We start from the raw sequence: 18,461 nt of genomic DNA, 5'->3' as shown, positions 1-18,461 counted from the left end.
GAATCGTCCCCGGACAGCGCGCTTCAGCGCCGGAGGCCCTCGTTCGCCAGGTGCAGAAGTGCGACGCCGCCCGCCTCTCCCCGCGCCGCAGCCATGGCAGGATGGAGCTGTGACCGAGGTGGCCCAGAACGACGAAGCCCTGCGCCGGCAGTACTCCGATCCTGATCGGAACACGGCGATGAAGGTCGAGGACCGGTGGCACCGCTTCCGTCTCGACCTGGCACGGCGACGCCGCCAGCACGTCACCGTCCTCGCGCTCACCGGCTACGGCACCCAGCAGTGGGTGCGCGTCTTCTCTCGGGTGGTCATGGCCCCGGACTCGCACTTCGAGAACGGCCGTCGCGTGGCCAAAGTCATCGCCGACGGCGTGCGCGGCTGGCGGAACTTCGTCTCCGCCCCGGTGCCGTTCGCCGAGGTCAGCATCACTGTGGGAGACCGCACCGTCGACGTCGTCGCGGACCGCGGCGGCGTGGTGGACGCCGTCATCGCCGTCGACCTCGAACCGGGCTGGCAGGAGGTCACCCTGCGCGCCCCCGGTGCGCAGGCCACCCGGGTGGCGGTGCAGATCATCGCCGAGGACACCCGCACCGGGGTGGTCTGCGACATCGACGACACCGTGGTGGTCACCAAGCTGCCCCGACCGGTGCTGGCCGCCTGGAACTCCTTCGTCCTCGACGAGCACGCCCGCACGCCGACCCCCGGCATGGCGGTGATGATGGAACGGCTGCTGCACCGCCACTCCGGCGCGCCGGTCATCTACATCTCCACCGGCGCGTGGAACGTGGCGCAGACGTTGACCCGCTTCCTCACCCGCAACCTCTACCCGCACGGCCCGCTGCTGCTCACCGACTGGGGGCCTACCGAGGAGCGCTGGTTCCGCTCCGGCCGGCAGCACAAGGAGGAGCAGCTCGAACGCCTCGCCCAGGACTTCCCGGAGATGTCCTGGGTGCTCATCGGCGACGACGGCCAGCACGATCCGGCCATCTACGCGGACTTCGCCCGCCGGCACCCGCAGGCGGTCACCGCGGTCATCATCCGTCAGCTGACCTACTCCGAGGCGCTGCTGGCCGGTGGACGCTCCAACGATCCGGACAGCGAGTTCCTCCTCGGCTCCGGCGACGGCGCCCGCCCCCCGACCGGATACCAGGAGGTCGAGGGGCGCAGCATCCCGTGGATCTACGGCCCCGACGGCAAGGACATCGTCGCGAAGCTCAAGGCCCACGGCCTGCTGGACTGAGCCGGCGAATCCGTGACCTCAGGCGTGGGATCAGTCCTCGAGGGCTTCGGCGATGAGGGGGACGAGATGGTCCAGGGCGTAGTGGGTCGCCAGCGGTGTCCCGGTGGAGATGGCCCAGCGTTCGTCTGCCGTCGGGACGACCATCGCGGCGTCGAAGTCGGCGAACAGCTGGTTGTACTCCTCAGGGACGAAGTTCACATCCTCGGTGAGGAACATGATGAGGTCACCGTCGAAGACCTCCACCTCCTCTGCGGAGACCTCCACGCTGAACTGATCGTCGTTGATCAGCTCGAGCACCCCCTGCGGGGTCTGCATGCCGATCGTCTCGACGAACTGGCCACGGCTGTCTCTCGGGTGGAAACCCCAGTAGGTGGTCTCGTCGGAGACCAGCACCGCCGTGCCGACCTTGTCTTGCAGCTGCGGGTGCTCGTTCCGGGTGTCGGCGATGTGCTGGTCCAGTTCGTTGAGCAGCTGCTCACCGGCCTCCTGCTGTCCGAGGGCATGGGCGATCTGACGAGTCCCCTCTGCCCGGTTCACCCGCCACGGATCCGACCCTTCCGGGCGGGTCACGGTCGGGGCGATCGAGCTCAGGCGCTCGAACCGCTGCTCGTCGGTCTGATGCTGGACTTCGATGATCAGGTCGGGTTCCAGAGCGGCGATCTCCTCAAAGTCGCCATCGAGGGACGGGCCCAGGTCGACGGCGTCGTCGTCCCCGGTGATCTCCTCCGACCATGGCTGCAGACCCGGCGCGCCGTGAGTGCTCGTGTACCCCACTGGGGTGATGCCTAGTGCGAGGACGTTGTCGACGTCACCCCAGCCGAGTGTGACGACGCGTTCGGGGGCGTAGTCGATCGTGGTCTCACCGAAGGCATGCTCGACAGTGACCGGGAAGGTGGAGGCGTCAGCGGTGGCCTGGGAGGCGTCAGCGGTGTCCTGGGTGGTCGGGGCCTCCGGCGTGGTCTGCTCGGTCGTCGCTGGGCCGCATCCGGTCAGCGCCGCGGCGGCTGACAGGGCTGCTGCGGTCAGGGTGGTCAGCCTCCGGGCCGCGGTACGGGTCCGGTGGGTGGCCCGGTCAGTGGTGTGGCCCCGGAAGGCGGTCGGTGTGCTCATGTGAACGTCCTCTGTGATCAGGCGAGTGTGGTGGTCAGTGATGGCAAGGGATCCGGAACGGTTGCAGGAGCCTCTGTGTGCCGACGTCGGCGCTCGCGTCCCAGCGGCACTACCTGAGGGGTCCCGGCGACGGGATCGGGCAGGATCCGGCAGCGCAGCCCGAAGACCTCCTCCACGAGCGTCTCGGTCATGACATCGGCGGGATCCCCGGCGGCGACCACCTCGCCGTCCTTCATCGCGATCAGATGGGTCGCATACCGCGCCGCCTGGTTGAGGTCGTGCAGCACGGCCACGAGCGTGCGGCCCTGCAGGTGCAGATCGGTGAACAGCTCCATCAGGTCGATCTGATGCGCGATGTCGAGGAAGGTGGTGGGCTCGTCGAGCAGCAGCAGCGGGGTCTCCTGAGCCAGGGCGAGCGCCACCCAGACGCGTTGCCGCTGACCCCCGGAGAGCTCGTCGACCAGACGGGGGGAGAGTTCGGTGGTGCCTGTGGCGGCCAGTGCCTCCCCCACGGCCCGTTCGTCGTCGGCTGACCACTGGCGCAGCATCCCCTGGTGGGGGGAGCGCCCGCGGGCGACCAGTTCGGCGACACTGATCCCGTCGGGTGCCAAGGAGGACTGCGGAAGCAGCCCGAGCCGCCGGCTGACCTCCTTGGTCCGGTAACTGGTGATGGCCTTCCCATCGAGGAGGACTTCTCCAGCCGAGGTCTTCAACAATCGGGAGAGCGCCCGCAGCATGGTGGACTTCCCGCAGGCGTTGGGCCCGATGATGACGGTGAAGGAGTCCGGCGGTATCTCGACGCTCAGTCCTTCGGAGATCGTCCTCTCGTCGTAGCCGATGGACACGGCCTCGGCGCGCAGCCGCGACTCGTTCATGCGTGTCTCCTCATCTCGTGGATCAGCAGCCAGATCAGGTAGCCGCCGCCGATGATCACCGTGACGACGCCGACCGGCAGAGGGTGCGGCAGGGCGTGCTGGGCGACGGCGTCGGCGGCCAGAAGCAGGGCCGCGCCGGTGAAGGCCGCCGGGGTCAGGGTGATCCCCGGGGTGCGGGCGAGGCGGCGGGCGATCTGCGGGGCGGCCAGCGCGACGAACGCGATGGGTCCGGCGGCCGCGGTCACCGCGGCGGTGAGAGCCACCCCGGACAGCACGAGTCCCAGGCGGGACGGTTCGAGGCGCACTCCGAGGGCTCGGGCCGCATCGTCTCCGAGCTGCATCTGGCGCAGCGAGGGGCCCAGCCCCCCGGTCAGCAGGCACAGCATGAGGATGACCCCGGTGGCGATGCCGGTCTGTTCCCAGATGATGCCGTTCAACGAGCCGGCGCCCCAGGTCGCGGCGCTCATCGCGACTTCGAGGTCGGCACGCAGCAGCAGCCACGTGTTCAGTGCGCTGAGCATGGCGGCGACGCCGATGCCGACGATGATGAGCCGGAATCCAGTGATCCCGCCTCGGTAGGCGAGCAGGTAGACCGCCGCCGCCGTCGCGATCCCGCCGATCAATGCGCCGGAGGCGACAGAGGCGTAGCCTCCGCCGAGCACGATGATCACGATCAACGCGCCGGTGTATGACCCGGCGGCGAAGCCGATGACGTCCGGGCTGGCCAACGGGTTGTTCGTCAGCCCCTGGAACACTGCTCCTGACATGCCCAGAGCAGCGCCGAACACGACCGCGGCGAGGGCGCGCGGGGCGCGCCACTCCAGGACCACAGTGCGGGCGAATGAGTCGTCGACCCCGCGCAGCACATCCGCCAGCTGCGGCAGGCTCACGGCATAGCTGCCCAGGGCCAGGGCCGCCACGAGGCCGATCGTGCAGAGGACCGCCAGCATGGTGCAGACCACAGCGGCCCGCGCGCTGAGACGCAGCGAAAGGCCCCGCCAGCGCAGCACGTGCTGGGTCCGGCCGAAATCCACGGCCTGCGCTGTTCGAGTCATACTCATAGGGCGCTGGCCTTTCGCCGTCGGGCCAACAGGATCAGCAGCGGGGCGCCCACGAAGGCGGTCACGATCCCGACCGGCAGCTCACCGGGGCGCATCACGACCCGACCCAGGATGTCTGCCACCAGGACCAGCAACGGCCCCCATCACGACACTGACCGCCAGGATCCACCGCTGTTCCGGACCGGTGATCCAGCGGGCGAGGTGTGGGACCATCAGACCCACGAACAGAATGGGGCCGGCGATGGCCGTCGCGCCCCCAGCGAGCAGGGTCACGGCCGCGATCACGGCGACCCGCACCAGACCGATGCGGGTGCCCAAGGCCGCGGCGAGATCCTCGCCCAGAGATATCGAATTCAGCGGAGATGCGACGGCGGCCGCCAGCAACAGGCCCAGCAGCAGGAAGCCCAGCACCGGCAGGAGGACGTCATAGCCCCGTCCAGCGATGGTGCCGGCGTTCCATTGCCGCATCTGGTCGAAGGCCACCGGGTTCAGCAGCACCATCGCCGTGGTGATGCCGGCCAGCACCGCTCCCAACGCGACCCCGGCGAGGGTGAGTCGCAAAGGATCAGGCGTGCCTCCGCCCGACGAGCCGATCAGGTAGACGGCCACGGTGACGACCAGCGCACCGGCAAAGGCGAACCACACGTACCCCAGCACGGCGGTGACCCCGAAGAAGGCCACCCCCAGGGCGACGAAGAAGGCGGCGCCGGAGCTCACACCGAGGATCCCGGGGTCTGCCAACGGGTTACGTGTGAGCGCCTGGATGAGCGCCCCCGCGACAGCCAGGGCGGTCCCCACCGCGACGGCTGCCGCGGCCCGAGGCAGGCGCATCTGGCGGATGATGAAATGTTCGTCCAGGCTCGGATCATAGGACCAGAAGGATTCCAGCACCGTGCTCAGCGCGATCTCCTTGGATCCGATGGCAACGCTGGCCAGCAGGGTGACCACCAGGGCCGCCGTCAAGGCCACGACCGCCGTGACCCGCCGTGCTATGAGGGTCCGGTCGCCCCGTGCGGACTCCGCATGAGGCGAGGTGGCCGGGGCGATGACTGGCGGCTCTGGAGAGCGGGTCGAGGGGAGGGTCGAGGTCATGGTCAGCCCCTGGCCTCCCCAAGACGCCAGTAGCCGCTGAAGGTGATCCGTTCGCGGGGTACCACGGCCTCGCGGATCAGCAGGCGTCGAGCCTGTTTGACCATCTCGGCCTCAGCGCAGACCCACGCGTAGTCGACGGGGTCGTGGGTGCTGCCGCCGTCGACGACGGCGTCGCGCAGCAGCGGGATGGAGAATCCGGCGGGCTGAGTGCCCCGAACGTGCCAGTGGACGGTGGCTTCCGTGGTGATCGGGGTGATGTCCTCGGCCGTCGGCACCTCGATGTGGGCGATCGTGTCGCGGTCGGGCCGCGGTCGTCCTGGTGCGGGCGTGGCGGACTCCAGGATCGCGCACAGAGCTGGCACTGCGGTGATGTCGGCGAAGAACAGCTGACGTCGTGCACCCGCCGGAGGGTTGTACATGCCGTTGCCTTCGGCGAAGCCCACAGTGTCGCCGGGCTGTGCCGCCTCGGCCCACCTGCTGCCCGGTCCGCTCTCCGGGCCCGAGCCGTGCAGGACGATGTCGACGTCGATCTCTCCGTCGTCAGGCCGGTGGTCACGGATCGTGTACCAGCGCAGCTCGGGGCGGTCCGCCTCGGACAGCGCGGAGACGATGCCGCGCGGAGTGGTGCCGGTCATTCCCCGCTCGGGTACGTGGAGCGCGTCGCCGCGGGGCAGCAGGAGCCCGAAGAACTCGTCCGGCCGAGTGCGGCGGTGGGTCGTGAACTGTGGTGACCGGAGGGTGAACCGACGCATGCGCGGGGTCAGTTCGGTCACCGCATGGACGGTGGTGGGGAACGCCCGGTAGGTCTCGCGGCGGGGCGGCGGTGTGGCCCGCTTCGGGGCGGGCAGGATCTGGGCGAGGCGACTCATGAGTCCTCCACGAAGGCTTCCAGCTCGCGTGCGATGGCGCGGGCAGCTCGGGCCAGGCCCTGGTTCACGGTCAGGTCCACGGAGCGCACCTGGTCCTGTTCGGCCGCCGGCAGACGACTGAAGGCGGCGGAGTCGCCCAAGGCGGGGCGATCATCGAAGGCGTGGACGGCCAGGGCGTCCACATCGGCGACGACGTCGAGGTTCTCCTCGGAGATCTCGAAGTGGCCGTCCTCGTCCTCGGGGTCATAGTGAGGCAGTGTGATGCCGAGGTCCTCCGCGACGGCGTTGCCCAGGGAGTTGGTGATCACGAACATCCCCGGCTCGTCCAAGGCGGTGCCCCAGGCCAGGGACAGTTTGGAGAGCTCCTCACCGGAGCGTGCGGTGATCTCGTCGACCAGCTCGGTGTACCGGCCGATCTCCTCCTCGACGGCGTCCTCGCGTCCGAGGATCTCGGCCTGATCACGCAGCACCTGCTGCCAGTCGGCCACTCCGGTCTCGACGGCGAGGATCGGAGCGATCTCCTCGAGGCGGTCCAGCCCGTAGAAGTCGCCGGTGTAGGCGTTCTGCCTCATGACGATCAGATCCGGCTCCAGGGAGGCGACCACTTCGTAGTCCGGTTCGTGGCTGTCGGCGAAGTCGAACGTGTCGAGAGCCTCGGGGACCAGCTCGTCGAGCTCATCGAACAGTGCACCGTCGCGGCCGAAGAAGAACCCCGAGGCGATGACCGGGTAGCCGACGGTGAGGGCGAACTCCAGGTCGGCGCGGCCTTCGATGACGACGACGCGTTCTGGCTCTGCGGGGATCTCCCCGGTGAACTCGCCATAGTCGACGGTGATCGTCTCGGCCGGTGCCTGGGCCTCTCCTCGCGCGGGAGTTTCTTCGTTGGCCGCGCTCGACTCCCCACAGGCGGCGAGTGCCACCAGGGGTGTCAGAGCGAGCATGCGGAGCAGTCGGCGGGGTGCGACGCCAACAGATGGGGTCGGTGAAGTCATGGCGGTCTCTCCCCGTGGGGCGAGCGATCAGGCGAGGTCGGTCTCCCCATGGGGACAGGCGGTGACCGTGGTCCTCCGTTCCGGGACCCCATGGGTGTATAAGGTTCACCTTAGGTGATTACATCACAACAGCGTTTTCTCATATGGGTCACCAGATGTCGCGTATCGGTCACTTGCCACGGAGCCGGGAGTGCGTCCCGTCATCTCCTTGAAGGCGGCGATGAAGGCGCTTGTGGAGTGGAAGCCCACCTGCCAGGCCGCGCCGGTCACGGACTCCCCGGACGCCAAGAGCAGCTGCGCTTCGTGGATGCGCAGGTGTCGCCGCCACTGGGTGAAGCTCATCCCCGTCTCGGCGCGTAAGACTCGAGCGACGGTGCGCGCACTGAGCTTCACCTGGGCGGCCCACTCCTGCAGTGTCCGCGGGTCAGCGCAGTCGTCGAGCAGTCCGTGGACCAGGGGCTCAAGGCGGGGATCCTGTGGGAGCGCCAGGGTGGGGCGTCGTCGTTCCGGCGGGTCCATCAGGTCGAGGCAGGCGCGCTGCAGGCGCAGGAGTGTGTCGAGGCCGAGGTGCACCTGATTCATGTGGATGAGCAGCTCCCGCAGGGCTGGGCGCACCGTGGTCAGGCCTGTGGCCGAGGGGGTGGTCGATGCGTCGGTCCGCAGATACGTGGCGCCGAAGCGGGTGGCCCGCGGCACGGAGGCCTCATGGATCACTCCCGCGGGCAGCCAGATTCCCTGTCCGGGCAGGGCGGTGACCGTGTCATCCTCGACGGCGACATGCAGCGGTCCGTCCAGGGGCCAGAGGAGTTCGTGCTCACACAGGTGGGCGTGGGCGTTCCACGACATCGGGGACGCAGTTTCGAGCATCATGCTGCCGAAGAGGAACGGTGCCGGTATGAGTTGCCTGCACGGTTCGGGGAGGTTCTGCCGGGCGGTGTGCGGGCCTGGATCCAGTCGGCGGGTCACCGTGCCGGGCGGCCTGGGCCCGAGGGTGTTCTTCTCGTGCATGCGGTTCTCCTCCTGGGCTGGATCGTCTGGGCGGTGCCAGACGATGGTCGTCCTCCGTCGTGATAGCCTCCCACTTGATTAGGTTAACCTTATTCGATTAGGCGTTATATTTCTGATCAATTGGCGCGCCACTGGGGGTGTCCCAGTGGTCGTTCACGGGCGTCGCCCCCACGACTCGCACAGGAGGATCTGCCATGACCACCACTCTTCTGCGTCGGCGCGCGTCGCTGGCACTGGCCGCGACAGCGGCGCTGACCGCGCTGGCGGCCTGCGGCCCGCCAGGGACGGCCGACGAGACCCCCGCTGAGGAGGATGCCGCGGAGACCTGGAGCATCACCGATTCTGGATACGGCAACACCATCACCCTCGACGCGCGACCTGAGTCCCTCGTCGTCGACGGCTATTCCGCGGCCGCGCTCTGGGAGTACGGCATACGCCCCGACGGAGTCTTCGGCTACGGCGTCACCGACGAGGACTCTGTGGCTCTCGGCACGGCGGATGTGTCCGAGATGGCGGTGGTCGGACGGGAGGGCGAGCTGGATCTCGAAGCGCTGGGCGCCCTCGAGCCGAACCTGATCGTCGGATTCGGAGACGACGATGGGGCGGGCTGGACCTGGTGGGATGAGCAGGTCAAGGACGAAGCGACCCGAGTCGCGCCGTTCCTGGGGGTGCAGTTCGGCGGACGTCCAGTGCAGGAGGTCATCGAGGACTACGTCTCGCTGGCGGAGGCCCTCGGCGGCGACGTCGAATCCGCCGACGCTCAGCAGGCTCAGCAGGGCTTCGAGGATCGGCTGCAGCGTCTGCGTGACATCGCCGAGGAGGCCCCTGACCTGAGGCTCATCGCCCTCAACGGGTATGACGAGCTCTACGTCGGCCAGCCCACCCTAGGCCAGCTGGCTCTGCTGGAGGATCTGGGATATACCCTCGTCGGACCGGAGGCCGAGTCCGCGTGGGCGTCGCTGAGCTGGGAGAACGTGGCGGACTATCCGGCCGATGTGGTGCTGAGCTACGCCGGCTCCGCCGATCAGGTCGACGGCGTCCCTGCCTACCAGCGCCTGCCGGCGGTCGAGGCCGGACAGGTGGTGGTCTGGGACGACAAACGCCCTTTCACCTACACCAGCTACAACGCGTGGCTGGACGATCTCATCGACGTCCTGGAGGACGCTGAGGTCGTCTCCTCCTGAACGCACGGGGGGGGGGGAACATCAGTCACCCCCGCAAGATTTCGGAACCCCACGAATATCCGTGAGGTTCCGAAATCTTGCGGGGGTGCTGCGGGGCGAGGTGTGCCCCCGGCGCTCAGCCGCGGTTCTTCGGCGGGTCCAGCGACGGCGGCGTCGCGGCCGGAGTCTGCTCCAGCCGGGCGAAGGCCTCGGCCACGGCCCGGTCCAGCTGCGGGTCCTCCGCGCTGAACCACACGGACGGATCATGGACGACCTCGATGTCCGGCTCTGCGCCGTGGTTCTCCACGCCCCAGCCATAGCCGGCGATCCAGAAGGCGTACTTCGGCTGGGTCACCACGGTCCCGTCCACCAGGGAGTAGCGGCCGTCGATGCCGATGACCCCGCCCCAGGTGCGCTCGCCGACCACCGGACCCAGCCCCATGGCCTGGGCGGCGGCGTTGACGATGTCCCCGTCGGAGCCGGACCACCGGTTGGCGACCAGCACCACCGGGCCCCGGGGTGCGGACGAGGGATACGGCTCCACTCCGGACTCCCCGCGGGCGGTCGCCCAGGCCACCAGCTGCTTGGAGAGCCGCTGCAGCACCATCTGGGAGGTGTGCCCGCCGCGGTTGTAGCGGACGTCGACGATGATCCCTTCGCAGTCGGCGGCCAGCCGCAGGTCACGGTGCAGCTGCGCCCAGCCGGTCGAGGTCATGTCCGGCACGTGCACATAGCCCAGCCGACCGGACGAGGCGCGCTTCACATATTCCCGGCGTGAGCGCACCCAGTCCTGATACCGCAGCTCCTCCTCACTGGCCAGCGGCACGACGACGACCCGGCGGGTCTCCTCCTCAGTCTCCTGCTCAGGCGTCTCCGGTCGGCGCAGCGTGAGCTCCACCGGTTTGTCCGCCGCTCCTGCCAGCTGGGTGTTCGGCCCGGCCACCGGGTCCACCGGCTGCCCGTCGACGGCGATGATCACATCACCGGCCCGGGCGTCCACACCGGCGGAGCGCAGCGGGGAACGTGCCTCCGGGGCGCTGGACTCCGCCGGGAGGATGCGGGTGATCCTCCAGCCGGACTCGCCGGTCTCCAGCCCGGCAGGCTCCAGATCGGCGCCGAGCAGGCCGAGCCGATGCTCGACGTCGGGGTCCTGGTGCGGCATCACGTAGGCGTGGGAGGTGTTGAGCTCCCCGACCGTCTCCCAGAGGACGTCGACGAGGTCGTCGTGGCTGCGGACCTTGTCCACCACGGGCCGCCAGCGTGCCACCACGGCATCCCAGTCCACTCCGTCCATGTCCTCGCGCCAGAACTGCTGGCGCATCAGCCGACACGTCTCCTCGAACATCTGGGCCCACTCGGCCGGCCGGTCCACTGTGCGCCGCAGCCGGGTGAGATCCACGGCGACGCGGGCGGCGTCGTCGTCCTTCTCCGTGGGTCGGGTGGCCGGCACGGCGGTCACCTCCTCACCGGAGCGGACCACCAGCCGGGAGCCGTCGCCGGAGACCGCGTAGGAGTCCAGCTTCTCCACCAGGGTGGTGGCCTTCCGCGCGGCGAGGTCCCAGCGGATGAGGGCATCGGCCGGCTTCTCCCCGCTCACCCCGGCGCGCCGGGTGCCCAGCTCTCCGGTCTCCTGAGCCTGCCGGATCCACAGCAGTCCACCCTGGGCCGCCCGCAGATCCCGGTACCGGGCCGAGGGGACGGGGAAGGCCACGAGCCGCTGATCGGCGTGTTCGGTGTCCAGGTCCGGGCTGCGGGGTGCGGATCCGCCCGCGGATGCGGCTGCCGTGTCCTCCGCGGAGGCCTCCCCGTCACTGGTTCCCGCGCTGGTTCCGGCACCGGTTTCGGCACCTGCGCCGGCGGAGGTCGGCCAGCCGTCCACGCGGGGGCCGAAGGGCGCCGGCTCCGCGGCGGAGAGCGGCAGCAGCCACGGGCGGACGGAGCCGGCGAAGGAGAGGTTGAACTCGTGATCGTCGTAGTGCGGGTCCAGGGTGCGGGTGGACAGGAACGCGACGTGCTTCCCGTCGTCGGTGAACGCCGGGGAACTGTCATGGAAGGTGCCGTCGGTCAGCGGGATCGGCGTGATCTCCGCGCTGGTGGTGTCGGCGATCATCAGCTGATGCATCTGGGACTCGGTCACGGTCGGAGCAGACCACAGCAGGTAGCGGCCGTCCGGGGAGAACGACGGCGAGAGCATCTCCCCATGCTCGGAGCGGTGGATCTCACGCACCTCGGGGCTGGCCCCGTCCCGCAGGGTCACCAGCCGCAGCCAGCCGTCATGGGAGATCACGGCCAGGCGCTCTCCGGCGGGGTCGGCGGCCAGATGCAGCACGCGTCCGAGCTCGCCGCCCAGCACGCGCTGCGCCGGGGAGGAGCCGTCCAGGTGATGGATCTCCAGGGCATCCTCGCCCTCGGCATCGGTGGCCACCGCGACCCGGCCGGTCTGCCCCAGCACAACGGGTTCGCGGGTGCGGACCCCCGGCTCGGCGGCCAGGGCGCTGGCGGGACCCTCCCGGTGGGTCAGCCACCAGGTGGTGCCCCGCCAGGAGACCACCGAGGCGTCTCCGGTCTGATCCGGCACCAGTGTGTCGAGGTTCTGTGTGGGCTTCAGCCGCAACGGCGCCGGAGCAGACCCGGGCAGGGTGACCTCCAGTCGGCGGGGCGTCGCGTCCAGGGAGTCGAGGATGTGGATCTCCCCGCGCGAGTGCCAGGTGATCCGGGTCCCGTCAGTGGTGGCGTCGCGGACGTATCCGGTCTCCTCCCCCTGGAAGGTCAGCTGGCGGGGCACGACGTCGGGCGCATCGGCCGTGCCGCCGTCGTCGCCGAGGCCGTCGCCGACGCCGTCGAGGATCCACAGGTTCGCCTGCTCACGGGTCCGTTCCGGGAAGGTGGCCGCCCGGTCCGAGGAGACGACCAGCTGCCCCTCCACCCACATCGGGTCCAGCAGGCCGGCGTCGTCGTCCGGGAGGAGACGCGTCCAGCGCCCGGCGGTGCCGGGGCCGTCGACGCCGTCGGTGCCCAGCCACAGCTGCCCGGCCACTCCGCCGCGATAGCGCTTCCAGTGCCCGGCGGGACGGGTCGGCGGGGTGGTCAGCGCCACGGCGCCGGAGGTGCTGATCGCCAAGCCGCCGGCTGAGCCGTAGCGCAGACGCTCGGTGCCGCCGTCGAGCGAGACGGCGTGGACCACCTGCTCGCGGATCACCGACTCCACCGCGTGGGTGGCCACCAGCAGCCGCCCGTCCGGAGCCCAGCCGATGATGGCCGCCTTGGAGGCGCCCCACCAGGTCAGCCGCCGGACCTCGCCGGTGTCGATCGTGGCCGCGTACACCTCGGGGTGTCCGTCGCGGGTGGAGATGAAGGCCACCTGGGAGCCGCCGGGGGAGATCCGCGGAGTGCGCACGGTGACGCCGTCGCGGGTCAGCCGCCAGGCGCGGCCTCCTTGGGTGGGAGCCAGCCAGACGTCGTCGGCGGCGATGAAGGTGACCAGGTCGCCGCGCAGATGCGGCTGCCGGAGATATGGAGTGATGAGGGTCATTCTCCCAGCCTAGGGATGTTGCTTCGGGCAAGCATCAGCGTGGAATCGGCTGTGAGCGTAATCTCTCGGCCGTCAGCGCAGCTCGAAGGGATCGGTGATCCCGCTCAGCCACGCCTGCTGGCGGATGAAGTCCTTGGCCTGTATGCGCAGGATCCGCTCGTTGACGTCGATGGCGCGCGCATAGTGGCCGGTCAGCTGGTGGCAGATCGCCTCCCAGGTGCGCCCCTGCACCGCCTCGGCGGCATTCTGCGCGAATCGGCGGCGGGCGTCGTCGTCGCCCACCAGATGCTCCACCGCTGACCGCATCCGCCCCAGATCCCCGGGCCGATAGAGCCACCCGGTGCGTCCCTCGTCCACCAGGTCCAGCGGGCCGCCGCGCCCGACGGCGACCACCGGCACCGCGGCGGCCATCGCCTCCTGGATGGTCTGGCAGAAGGTCTCCGCCTGACCGGGATGCACGAAGACGTCCAGGCTGGCCACATGCCGGCCCAGATCCTCACCGCCGCGGAACCCGGCGAAGTGGGCGCCCGGCAGACGACGGCGCAGCTGCTCCTCCGCAGGTCCGTTGCCGATGATCACCAGGCGGCTGCCCGGCAGGTCATCCAGCGCGGCCAGATCCTCGACCTGCTTCTCCGCGGCCAGACGGCCCACGAACCCGATCAGCTTCTCCCCGGCCGGAGCCAGTTCGCGGCGCAGCGCCTCATCCCGGCGCCCTGGGGAGAAGCGCCGGAGGTCGACGCCGCGCCGCCACGTCTTCAGCCGCCGGATGCCGCGCCGGCGCAGCTGATCCTTGCAGAAGCGGGACGGGACCAGGGTCAGCGTGGAGGCCAGATGGATCCGGTCCACGTGCTGCCAGAGCAGCTCCTCCGCCCATGGCAGCCGATACCGGGCAGCGTAGCTGGGGACCTCGGTCTGGTAGACGGAGACGGTCGGCAGGCCCAGTGAACGGGCCGCCTGGATGGCGCGCCAGCCCAGCACGAACGGGGAGGCCAGGTGGACGACGTCGGGCCGCAGTTCCTCCAGCAGATGCCGGATCCGCGGCACGAACCCGGCGGCCACCCGAACCTTCGGATACTCCGGGAACGGCAGGGACGGCACACGCACCACTGGGAACCCCTCACAGCGCTCCGGGGCCTGTCGGGTCGACTCCCGCACCGCAGAGGCCGGGGCGATGACGGTGACCTCGTCTCCCCGGCGACGCAGATGGGCCAGCACATGGACCACGGAGTTCGTCACTCCGTTCATGTGCGGAAGGAAGGACTCTGCCACCACGACGACTCTCACCCCTTCAGGATGAGGGGACGAAATGCCCTGCCGGCGACGTCGTCGGGACGGGCAGATGAACCCACGGGGAATCCTGCCGCGGGAGGCTCGGCGCGGGAGGCTCGGCGCGGGAGGCCCGGCGCAGGGGCCCGGGGCTGGAAGCCCCGGGGCGTCAGCCCGCGCCGTGAGATTCCCGTCACGGCATTCTGAATCGATGTGACGCCAGGAGTAGAGTCACCTGCAGGCCTGTCCGCCCTGGGACGGCATCAGGAGGAGGAGCACGCGTGGGCATCACGATGGCGATCGCAGTGGTGGCGTTCGTCCTGCTGGCCGCCACTATCCAGCGGATCGCCGGACTCGGCTTCGGGATGATCCTGGCGCCGTTCCTGGTGGTGATGATCGGCGCCCATGAGGGCGTGATGCTGGTGAACTTCCTCTCCATCATCGCCCCGATCCTGGTGCTGCCACGCATCTGGGACGACATCGAGTGGCGCAAGGTCCTCTGGCTCGGGATCCCCGCGGTGCTGGTGATGCCCGCGGCCGCCTGGGTCTCGGTGATCTCACCGCCCGGTCCGCTCTATGTGCTGGTCGCCGGGCTGGTGCTCTTCGGACTGCTGACCTCGATGCTGCTGAGCCGGATCAGCAGCGCCGTGGACGGCGACGGCCGGACCGCACAGATCCTCACCGGCATCGGCTCCGGGCTCGGCACCGTGCTCGGCGGCGTCGGCGGACCGGCCATGACGATCTACGCGGTGCTCTCCCGCTGGCCGATCATGCGCATGGTGGCCACGCTGCAGCCGTTGTGGATCCTCATCTCCGCCTTCTCCTTCGGCATCAAGTGGGCCTTCGACGACGGCCAGATGCCGGACATGCCCTGGTGGGCCTGGGCCGGATGCGTGGTGGTGATCGTGCTCGGCATCTGGGTCGGCGAATGGATCCAGCGTCGAGTCGACGACGCCACGGTGCGGAAGTTCGTGGTGTTCCTCGCCCTGGTGGGATCCCTGCTGGCCATGGGCACCGGTATCCGACTGCTGCTCTGAACCTGAGAGTTCGGTGGATGCCGGACTGTTGCGTCCCTGATCCGGGGCCGGTGCTGGCACGATGGTCACGATGAGCCGCTCAGAGAACGACTCCCGCGCCGGAGATGCCCGGGACGCCGGAGACGCCCGGAATGCCGGAGATGCCGGAGAGGCCGTGGCGCCCCGCCGTCCCCGCCTCCGCCTGCCGGCGCCGCCGCTGTGGCTGCTCGGCCTGCTGGAAGCCGTGCAGGTGCTGCTGGCCACAGCCCTGCTGGTGGCGCTCCCGGTGCTCGCCGTCGGACTGGCCGGCGGGTTCGCCGAGATCGACCTGGAGTTCATGGCGGCCTTCTCCGCGCAGATCTGGCTGGTCCTCCACGGGACTCCCGTCGAAGTGGCGGTGCCGGTCGCCGGCGATGTGCTCGGCGGCGGGGTCACCCTCGCCGAAGGGTGGCTGCACCTGCTGCCCATGGGGTTCACCCTGGTGCCGCTCGCCCTGGGCTGGCGGGCCGGCGGCCGACTGGCACGCGGGGCCTACTCGGATCAGCTGTGGCAGGGCCTGCTCACCCTGGTGCTCGGCTACGCCGCCGCCGCGGTCGGGATCGCGCACCTGGCGGAGGCCGACGGTTTCGCCGTGCAGCTGCACTGGGCCGCACTGTGCGCGGCCGGAGTGATGGCCGTCGGCGCGCTCGCCGGCAGCTACGCGGAGGCCCGCTCCTGGACCCGCCTGATCGGCATCGACCTGGAGGACCGGGTGGAGCGGCTCTCCCAGCGGCTGAAATGGGCCGGCCACTACGCCTGGGCGGTGATCCGTGGCGGACTGCTCGCCGTCGTCGTCGCCGTCGGGCTCTCGGCGCTGCTGCTCGCCGTGCAGCTGGGCCTGACCTGGATGGAGATCGCCAACACCTACCAGCGTCTGGACCCGGGAGTCTGGGGCGTGGTCGGGCTGACGCTGCTGCATCTGGGCCTGCTGCCGAATCTGGTGCTGTGGACGCTGTCCTACACCACCGGGGCCGGATTCGCCCTCGGCTCGGGCAGCACTGTGGCGCCGCATGCAGTGGAGCTGGGACCGGTGCCCGCCCTGCCGGTGCTCGGCGCGCTGCCTTCGTCCGGCGGGGACGCGATGTTGGCGGTGCTCGCGCTGCCGCTGATCGCCGGGATGCTCGCCGGGTGGTGGCTCATGCGGGAAGGGGAGAACCACCTCGACGACTGGTGCGCGCTGCGGATCTCCTGGCGCCCGGTCTCCTGGACGCTGTCCACCCTGGCCCTGGGGGTGCTGACCGGGGCGGTCGCCGCCGTCGTGGCCGTGCTTCCGCTGTGGCTCTCGCACATCTCGCTGGGGATCGGGCGGCTCACCGACGTCGGCCCGCACGCTCTGCTGGCGGCCGGTCTGCTGGGTGTCTGGGTGGGCGTGGGGACGATCCTGGGCTATCTGATCGCCCCGGCCGCGCACACGGTGCGTCGCCGGCGGGTGCAGGGCGCGGAGACCCTCGAGGACTGAGGGTCCGGGGTGGGCGGCGGGTAGGGCCCGCACGCCCCGCGTCGCGCCCGCCCGCACGCTTTGCCCGCCCGCACGGCCCGGATCGCGCCCGCCCGCGTCGAGGGGTCACTTTCCCCCGCATCGACTGGAACTGATGCGCGTTACCAGGGGGGGGGAGATGTGCCGGAGAATGACTCCCCGATGCGGGAATCACGCGGCAGGGACGACGTCCAGAGGACTCCGCTCAGGAAGACCGCAGCTCTGCCAGCTCGGCGCTGAGGTTCGCCCGGGCGGTGTCTTCCCAGAGCTGCTGGCCCGTGGCGGTGCGGTAGAGGTGGGGCCGCTCCAGCAGGCGGGCCAGCACCTGGGCCCGGCCCTGACGGAACAGGTGCTCCGGCACCTGCGCGTAGTCCTCACGGACCTGCTCGGTGTAGCGCCGGTAGGCCGCCGGGGCTCGGCCCAGCACCTCCAAGTCGGCGTCCACCAGCACCGCACCGGCGACGTCGCCGCTCGACGGGTCGTGGCTGGCGGTCAGCCGCACCAGCCGGGACACCTGCGCGACCTCCTCGGCGGGAAGCAGCCCCTGCAGCCGGTCCTCGGCGAGCCGGGCGCTGTACTCCTCGTCCTGGCCGGCGGCGCCCGCGTAGACGGCGTCGTGGAACCAGGCGCCCAGCAGCACGCGTCGGCGCAGCGCTCCCGGCAGTTCGCCGGCGCGCTCCAGGATCCCGACGGCGGTGAGCACCGCTGCCAGATGGGTCAGCGAGTGGTAGTTCCGGTGCGGCTCGGCCCAGCGGTCCAGCAGCTCCTCGCCGATCGCCGTCGCCTCGACGGGCAGCAGCCGCCGCCAGGCGCGGGCCAGCCGCCTCCGGACCTGCGCGGGTCGTTCGATGCTCCGGACCCGAAGCCCGCAGTCGGCGAGGATCCGGGCCAGTTCCCGTCCGCTGACCGGGGTGGCACCGGAGGCGATCAGGTCTCGATGCCGGTGTGCCGGGACGTCATAATGGTCCTCGTCGAAGGCTCGCGGGCTGATCCCGGTCCGGGCGGCGAAGGTATGCAGCTCCTCCAACGAGGCGTCGGAGATCACGTGCGAGAACACCGTTCCGTGGGCGGGCCACAGCGGCGGATCGATGTAGATCGTCATTCGGTGGCGTTCACGAGTCGGGAAAGCTGATCCGGCCCTCGGCGATGCCTGCGATCGTCTCCACCAGGAGGCGGCGCTCGGCGACCTTGATCCGCTCATGGAGGGTCTCGACATCGTCTTCCGGCAGCACCTGCACTGCCTCCTGGGCGAGGATCGGGCCGGTGTCCACGCCGGCATCCGCCTGGTGGACGGTGCAGCCGGTGACCTTCACCCCGTGGGCGACGGCGTCTCGGACCGCGTGCGCCCCGGGGAAGCTGGGCAACAGAGCCGGGTGGGTGTTGATGATCGGGGCGCCCACGCCGTCGAGAAACTCCGGACCCAGGATGCGCATGAAGCCGCTGGAGACCACCAGATCCGGCTCGAAGCGGCGGACCTCGTCCCGCAGGCGGCTGTTCCATGCCGAGCGGTCGCCGCCGCGGGCCAGCGGCACCGAGAAGGTGTCGATGCCGGCCGCTGCGGCACGCTCGAGCCCGCCGCAGCCGGGGATGTCGGAGCCGACGGCGGCGAGCTCCGCGGGCAGAGTGCCGGCGGAGGCGGCGTCGATGACGGCCTGGAGATTCGTCCCCGAGCCGGAGACCAGAACCACGATGCGCATGGTCTCCACCCTACTTCCCCGCATCGG

Annotated in this window: 16 protein-coding genes; 4 read left to right on the top strand and 12 right to left on the bottom strand. The window is 70.2% G+C overall.

All coding sequences use genetic code 11. The features are described from left to right. Nucleotides 1-109 precede the first annotated feature (109 nt). Nucleotides 110-1,237, top strand: coding sequence for an App1 family protein (locus ACYVKI_RS07920; protein ID WP_460689810.1), 1,128 nt, complete (start codon nucleotides 110-112; stop codon nucleotides 1,235-1,237). A gap of 30 nt (nucleotides 1,238-1,267) precedes the next feature. On the opposite strand, the gene ACYVKI_RS07915 is transcribed toward ACYVKI_RS07920, so the two are convergent. From ACYVKI_RS07915 to ACYVKI_RS07880, 8 genes are all read right to left on the bottom strand, one after another. Then, complete coding sequence (locus ACYVKI_RS07915; RefSeq protein WP_460689809.1) at nucleotides 1,268-2,347, bottom strand: iron-siderophore ABC transporter substrate-binding protein; 1,080 nt, start codon at nucleotides 2,345-2,347, stop codon at nucleotides 1,268-1,270. Nucleotides 2,348-2,364: 17 nt separating this feature from the next. Beyond that, entirely contained in the window at nucleotides 2,365-3,222 is an 858-nt protein-coding gene (locus ACYVKI_RS07910) for an ABC transporter ATP-binding protein (protein WP_460689808.1), read from the bottom strand. Next, nucleotides 3,219-4,283, bottom strand: a complete 1,065-nt coding sequence (locus ACYVKI_RS07905; RefSeq protein WP_460689807.1) for a FecCD family ABC transporter permease — start codon at nucleotides 4,281-4,283, stop codon at nucleotides 3,219-3,221. Before ACYVKI_RS07905 ends, ACYVKI_RS07910 begins: the two co-directional genes overlap by 4 nt. Further along, complete coding sequence (locus tag ACYVKI_RS07900) at nucleotides 4,280-4,378, bottom strand: hypothetical protein (RefSeq protein WP_460689904.1); 99 nt, start codon at nucleotides 4,376-4,378, stop codon at nucleotides 4,280-4,282. The genes ACYVKI_RS07905 and ACYVKI_RS07900 overlap by 4 nt, the downstream gene beginning before the upstream one ends. After that, a complete protein-coding gene (locus tag ACYVKI_RS07895; RefSeq protein WP_460689806.1) occupies nucleotides 4,365-5,375 on the bottom strand; it encodes an iron chelate uptake ABC transporter family permease subunit in 1,011 nt (336 codons plus the stop codon). The genes ACYVKI_RS07900 and ACYVKI_RS07895 overlap by 14 nt, the downstream gene beginning before the upstream one ends. A 2-nt stretch (nucleotides 5,376-5,377) precedes the next feature. Continuing rightward, nucleotides 5,378-6,244 (bottom strand): siderophore-interacting protein, encoded by an 867-nt coding sequence (locus ACYVKI_RS07890; RefSeq protein ID WP_460689805.1) that lies wholly within the window; start codon nucleotides 6,242-6,244, stop codon nucleotides 5,378-5,380. Next, complete coding sequence (locus tag ACYVKI_RS07885) at nucleotides 6,241-7,185, bottom strand: ABC transporter substrate-binding protein (protein ID WP_460689804.1); 945 nt, start codon at nucleotides 7,183-7,185, stop codon at nucleotides 6,241-6,243. Before ACYVKI_RS07885 ends, ACYVKI_RS07890 begins: the two co-directional genes overlap by 4 nt. Nucleotides 7,186-7,359: 174 nt before the next feature. Beyond that, the gene (locus ACYVKI_RS07880; protein ID WP_460689803.1) at nucleotides 7,360-8,106 is read right to left on the bottom strand and encodes a helix-turn-helix transcriptional regulator; all 747 of its coding nucleotides are present in this window, start codon (nucleotides 8,104-8,106) and stop codon (nucleotides 7,360-7,362) included. 332 nt (nucleotides 8,107-8,438) lie between these two features. Between ACYVKI_RS07880 and ACYVKI_RS07875 the strand changes: the two genes are divergently transcribed. Then, nucleotides 8,439-9,428 (top strand): ABC transporter substrate-binding protein, encoded by a 990-nt coding sequence (locus tag ACYVKI_RS07875; RefSeq protein WP_460689802.1) that lies wholly within the window; start codon nucleotides 8,439-8,441, stop codon nucleotides 9,426-9,428. Between the two features lie 115 nt (nucleotides 9,429-9,543). Here ACYVKI_RS07875 and ACYVKI_RS07870 read toward each other — a convergent pair whose 3' ends face one another. Beyond that, on the bottom strand, nucleotides 9,544-12,939 hold the full coding sequence (locus ACYVKI_RS07870) for a S41 family peptidase (protein ID WP_460689801.1): 3,396 nt from the start codon (nucleotides 12,937-12,939) through the stop codon (nucleotides 9,544-9,546). A gap of 72 nt (nucleotides 12,940-13,011) precedes the next feature. Beyond that, nucleotides 13,012-14,223 (bottom strand): glycosyltransferase family 4 protein, encoded by a 1,212-nt coding sequence (locus ACYVKI_RS07865; protein ID WP_460689800.1) that lies wholly within the window; start codon nucleotides 14,221-14,223, stop codon nucleotides 13,012-13,014. 263 nt (nucleotides 14,224-14,486) lie between these two features. On the opposite strand from ACYVKI_RS07865, the gene ACYVKI_RS07860 reads away from it, so the two are divergent. Together ACYVKI_RS07860 and ACYVKI_RS07855 are read left to right on the top strand one after the other, a co-directional pair. Beyond that, complete coding sequence (locus tag ACYVKI_RS07860; protein ID WP_460689799.1) at nucleotides 14,487-15,242, top strand: sulfite exporter TauE/SafE family protein; 756 nt, start codon at nucleotides 14,487-14,489, stop codon at nucleotides 15,240-15,242. A 70-nt stretch (nucleotides 15,243-15,312) separates the two neighbouring features. After that, on the top strand, nucleotides 15,313-16,719 hold the full coding sequence (locus ACYVKI_RS07855; RefSeq protein WP_460689798.1) for a cell division protein PerM: 1,407 nt from the start codon (nucleotides 15,313-15,315) through the stop codon (nucleotides 16,717-16,719). A 223-nt stretch (nucleotides 16,720-16,942) separates the two neighbouring features. Here the strand turns inward: ACYVKI_RS07855 and ACYVKI_RS07850 are convergent, their stop codons facing one another. Together ACYVKI_RS07850 and purN are read right to left on the bottom strand one after the other, a co-directional pair. Further along, the gene (locus tag ACYVKI_RS07850) at nucleotides 16,943-17,839 is read right to left on the bottom strand and encodes a DUF4031 domain-containing protein (protein ID WP_460689797.1); all 897 of its coding nucleotides are present in this window, start codon (nucleotides 17,837-17,839) and stop codon (nucleotides 16,943-16,945) included. 10 nt (nucleotides 17,840-17,849) lie between these two features. Beyond that, nucleotides 17,850-18,434, bottom strand: a complete 585-nt coding sequence (purN, locus tag ACYVKI_RS07845) for a phosphoribosylglycinamide formyltransferase (protein ID WP_460689796.1) — start codon at nucleotides 18,432-18,434, stop codon at nucleotides 17,850-17,852. Between the last annotated feature and the right edge of the window lie 27 nt (nucleotides 18,435-18,461).

The sequence above is a fragment of the Nesterenkonia suensis genome, assembly GCF_054782935.1.
This window is presented reverse-complemented; position numbering and strand designations above follow the sequence as displayed.

Bases quoted from the DNA above. Each gene is read 5' to 3' on its own strand.
- ACYVKI_RS07910 (WP_460689808.1), bottom strand. From the start codon at position 3,222: ATGAACGAGTCGCGGCTGCGCGCCGAGGCCGTGTCCATCGGCTACGAC.
- ACYVKI_RS07915 (WP_460689809.1), bottom strand. From the start codon at position 2,347: ATGAGCACACCGACCGCCTTCCGGGGCCACACCACTGACCGGGCCACC.
- ACYVKI_RS07905 (WP_460689807.1), bottom strand. From the start codon at position 4,283: ATGAGTATGACTCGAACAGCGCAGGCCGTGGATTTCGGCCGGACCCAG.
- ACYVKI_RS07855 (WP_460689798.1), top strand. From the start codon at position 15,313: ATGAGCCGCTCAGAGAACGACTCCCGCGCCGGAGATGCCCGGGACGCC.
- ACYVKI_RS07900 (WP_460689904.1), bottom strand. From the start codon at position 4,378: ATGCGCCCCGGTGAGCTGCCGGTCGGGATCGTGACCGCCTTCGTGGGC.
- ACYVKI_RS07870 (WP_460689801.1), bottom strand. From the start codon at position 12,939: ATGACCCTCATCACTCCATATCTCCGGCAGCCGCATCTGCGCGGCGAC.
- ACYVKI_RS07895 (WP_460689806.1), bottom strand. From the start codon at position 5,375: ATGACCTCGACCCTCCCCTCGACCCGCTCTCCAGAGCCGCCAGTCATC.
- ACYVKI_RS07885 (WP_460689804.1), bottom strand. From the start codon at position 7,185: ATGCTCGCTCTGACACCCCTGGTGGCACTCGCCGCCTGTGGGGAGTCG.
- ACYVKI_RS07875 (WP_460689802.1), top strand. From the start codon at position 8,439: ATGACCACCACTCTTCTGCGTCGGCGCGCGTCGCTGGCACTGGCCGCG.
- purN (WP_460689796.1), bottom strand. From the start codon at position 18,434: ATGCGCATCGTGGTTCTGGTCTCCGGCTCGGGGACGAATCTCCAGGCC.
- ACYVKI_RS07880 (WP_460689803.1), bottom strand. From the start codon at position 8,106: ATGATGCTCGAAACTGCGTCCCCGATGTCGTGGAACGCCCACGCCCAC.
- ACYVKI_RS07850 (WP_460689797.1), bottom strand. From the start codon at position 17,839: ATGACGATCTACATCGATCCGCCGCTGTGGCCCGCCCACGGAACGGTG.
- ACYVKI_RS07890 (WP_460689805.1), bottom strand. From the start codon at position 6,244: ATGAGTCGCCTCGCCCAGATCCTGCCCGCCCCGAAGCGGGCCACACCG.